This is a genomic window from Petrachloros mirabilis, assembly GCF_975968855.1.
The window spans coordinates 1-3236 of record NZ_CDLUDY010000128.1 but is presented as its reverse complement, the minus strand read 5'-3'; the positions used below and the strand labels follow the sequence as shown (position 1 = coordinate 3236).

The window sequence follows — 3236 nt, the reverse complement described above, 5'->3', positions numbered from 1 at the left end:
GCCTTGAAATTGCAGTACGGCGGCGTCGGGTATTATCCGCGCGCCAAGTTTATACACCTCGATTGCGGTCCTTTCCGGCACTGGTAACCTCACCCGGGAATACTTCCTCTACCAAGGAGGCCTCTGTGACCACGTTTTTCTCATCGAGTCGATGGGTTGTGTGTGTGATGTTGGCTCTGGTCGTTGTCGCGACCGTTGAAGGAATTGCGGAGAGCGGGACCAAGGAAGGGAATCCCAAGATCGCCGACGGCATGGATGTGTCGCTGGAATATACGTTGAAGCTGGAAGATCAGAGCGTCATCGAGTCCAACGTCGGTCGTGAAGCGATGACCTACCGGCAAGGCGCCCACGAGATCGTGCCGGGTCTCGAACGGGCCTTACTCGGCTTGGCGAAGGGGCAGAAGAAACAAGTCGTAGTGAAGCCTGAAGATGCCTACGGGCCGGTTGATGACAAAGCATTCCAGGAAGTAAAGAAAAGCATGGTTCCTGAAAAGGCGTGGGAAATCGGCGCGCAGTTGGAGGCCAAAAACCCGAACGGGGAATCGATGTATCCCGTCGTTAAAGAGGTCAAGGAAGAGACCGTGATCCTCGACTTCAATCATCCTTTAGCCGGCAAGACCTTGATCTTCGATGTCACCATACTCGACGTCAAGCCGGGCCAAAAGAATCCGTGAAGATGCGCGCTCGCTAAACGAGCGCCTCTCATTCTCTCCCGCGGCGGTCTCCAACAGCTCAGTTACACGTGAGCGCGCAACGGCATGGTCGAGAAAACCGTCGCCCGCCAAAAAATAATCGAACTTGGATTGCTACAACGAACGGAACTCCCCATAATGAGCGTTCGGTTTCGTTCGAAATCATCGGATTGAGATCATAGGAGTCTTAGAAGTCATATGTCTGACGTGTCCCTCGCGCTGATCATCTTCGGTTTAGCCTACCTCATTATCGTGACGGAGCGGATCCACAAAACTATCGTGGCGTTGAGCGGAGCGGCGCTGATGATCACGCTGGGAGTCGTGACGCAGGACGAGGCCTTCTACTCCCACGAATTCGGCGTGGACTACAACGTGGTCTTTCTCCTCATCGGGATGATGGTCATCGTCAACATTGTCCGGGAGACGGGGCTGTTCGAGGTGCTGGCGATATGGGCTGCGCAGCGCGCACGAGCCAGGCCGTTTCGCATGGTCGTCCTGCTCGCCATCCTGACGGCGGGACTCTCCGCAATGTTGGACAACGTGACGACGGTGCTTTTGATGGCTCCGGTCACTCTCGCGATTACGAAACGGCTCGAGCTCAACCCCGTTTCCTTCCTTGTGGTAGAAGCCGTGGCCTCGAATATCGGAGGGACGGCCACGTTGGTCGGCGATCCGCCGAATATCATGATTGCCAGTAAAGCCGAGTTGGGCTATCTCGATTTTCTGATCATGTTGGGACCGGTCGTCATTGTAATTATGGCGGTCTTCATCGGGTCCATCTGGTTCTTTTTTGGGAGGAACATGCAGGTCAAGCCGCATCTTCGTGAAAGCGTCTTGCAGTTGAACGCTCGAGATGCGGTGCAGGACCGTGGGCTGATGCGGCGTTCTGTGTGGTTGCTGGCGTTCGTCAATCTCGCGTTCTGCCTCCACGGGGTGCTGCATCTTGAGCCGGCGACGATCGCACTGCTCGGGGCAAGCGCGTTCATGCTGATCGGTCATGCCAGGAAAAAACAGGATGCGGAAGAACTGTCCTATCTGACCGATGTCGAGTGGAAAACGATCTTCTTTTTCATTGGCCTGTTTATCCTCGTCGGAGGATTGGTGAAGGTGGGCGTTATTCGATTCCTGGCCGATCAGCTGGTCACGCACACGCGCGGGAACCTTGCAGGGTCGACCATCGCCGTCTTGTGGGGCTCGGCCATCCTATCAGCGATCGTCGACAACATTCCCTACGTAGCGGCGATGAATCCCTTGATCGTGGATCTCGCCCGCTCCCTGCATCCCGATGTGACGGACTATGCGACATTGGTGCACCAACCGGATATTCTTCCCCTCTGGTGGGCCCTTGCGCTCGGGGCCTGTCTGGGAGGAAACGGCACGATCATCGGAGCCAGTGCCAACGTCGTCGTCGTCGACATCGCCAGACGATCGGGGTACGTGATCACGTTCTGGCAATTCTTCGCCATCGGATTTCCCGTCATGATCGGCTCGGTCCTCATCGGCACGCTGTACCTCTGGCTGATTTTTCTCCAGTAGGTCAGCTCAGCCGAATTCCTGGCGTACGCACACTTCTCTGCGCGAACCCCGTCGATTCACACCCCTGACTTCGCCAGGCAACAGGACTTGAACTTCTTGCCGCTGCCGCAAGGGCAGGGCGCATTGCGGCCGATCCCTCTGCGGGGCTTGGGTATCGCAGGAAGCAACGCCTCCGTGTCCTGGTGAAACAAGTCCCGCAGCAGTCGGTACAACGCAGGATCCCGATGTTTCAACGAATCGGGCGAGGTGAAGAAATACTCGGCCAGCACCGCGAAGAACTCATGCTCGTTTGTGTAGGCATAATCGCTGAAGCGTGCGCCGTGTTTTGACGGGTGTCCTAATTCACGGCCCACGTAACGCACCCACTGCCGCACTGCCATCCAGGGAACCTCCGGCGGCAACCCGTACTGGCTCGCTTCCTTTTCGATCAGGTGTGCGAATTCATGAATGCCGACGTTTTGCTTGCCCGATTGATGATCGAAACCCAACAGGAAAGCCGGCTTGGAGAGAATCATTACCCCGCTCAGATGTCGTAACCCCGTCATTCCAAGAATGTGTTCATCCCGACCGCCGGTGCTTCGATACGCATCATCGAACGCGTCCGGATAAATCAGCACCTCGCGCAGCCGGTGGTATTCCCAATCGTGGAAGCCGAAGATCGGGATCACCGCACTGGCTGCCACCAGTACCCGGATCGTGTTGTCCACGTCGGTCCGGATACCCGTGATCCGGACCTCGTCGAGGAAAATCTGCACCAGCTGTCGAAAGCGTACTTTCTCGGAGTCGTTCAATGCGACGAAGAAGGCCACATGCGAATGAAGAATCCGCTCCCACGAGTTGGGAAATGGTAGCCGCATGACCGCGGCGCGGCGAAGACACCGACGCCGAAGCAGCCAGTAGATGAGGGGACTCAATGCCAAGAGAATCCACAGAGGAGAGAACAGTGAGCCTAACAACGAAGCGGCCAGTGCTACACCTCCGGCTGCTGCAAAGGCCAGTCGCTGATTC

The 3236-nt window shown here is 56.7% G+C and carries 4 protein-coding genes; 3 read left to right on the top strand and 1 reads right to left on the bottom strand.

All coding sequences use genetic code 11. The features are described 5' to 3' along the window. The first annotated feature begins 3 nt into the window (after positions 1–3). From ACWVCN_RS05245 to ACWVCN_RS05235, 3 genes are all read left to right on the top strand, one after another. Complete coding sequence (locus ACWVCN_RS05245; RefSeq protein ID WP_455244470.1) at positions 4–87, top strand: DUF882 domain-containing protein; 84 nt, start codon at positions 4–6, stop codon at positions 85–87. A 38-nt stretch (positions 88–125) separates the two neighbouring features. Continuing rightward, positions 126–674, top strand: a complete 549-nt coding sequence (locus ACWVCN_RS05240; protein ID WP_455244469.1) for an FKBP-type peptidyl-prolyl cis-trans isomerase — start codon at positions 126–128, stop codon at positions 672–674. 216 nt (positions 675–890) lie between these two features. Next, the gene (locus tag ACWVCN_RS05235; RefSeq protein WP_455244468.1) at positions 891–2228 is read left to right on the top strand and encodes an ArsB/NhaD family transporter; all 1338 of its coding nucleotides are present in this window, start codon (positions 891–893) and stop codon (positions 2226–2228) included. A 56-nt stretch (positions 2229–2284) separates the two neighbouring features. On the opposite strand, the gene ACWVCN_RS05230 is transcribed toward ACWVCN_RS05235, so the two are convergent. Beyond that, a partial coding sequence (locus ACWVCN_RS05230; RefSeq protein WP_455244466.1) for a zinc-dependent peptidase occupies positions 2285–3236 on the bottom strand: 952 nt, incomplete at its 5' end.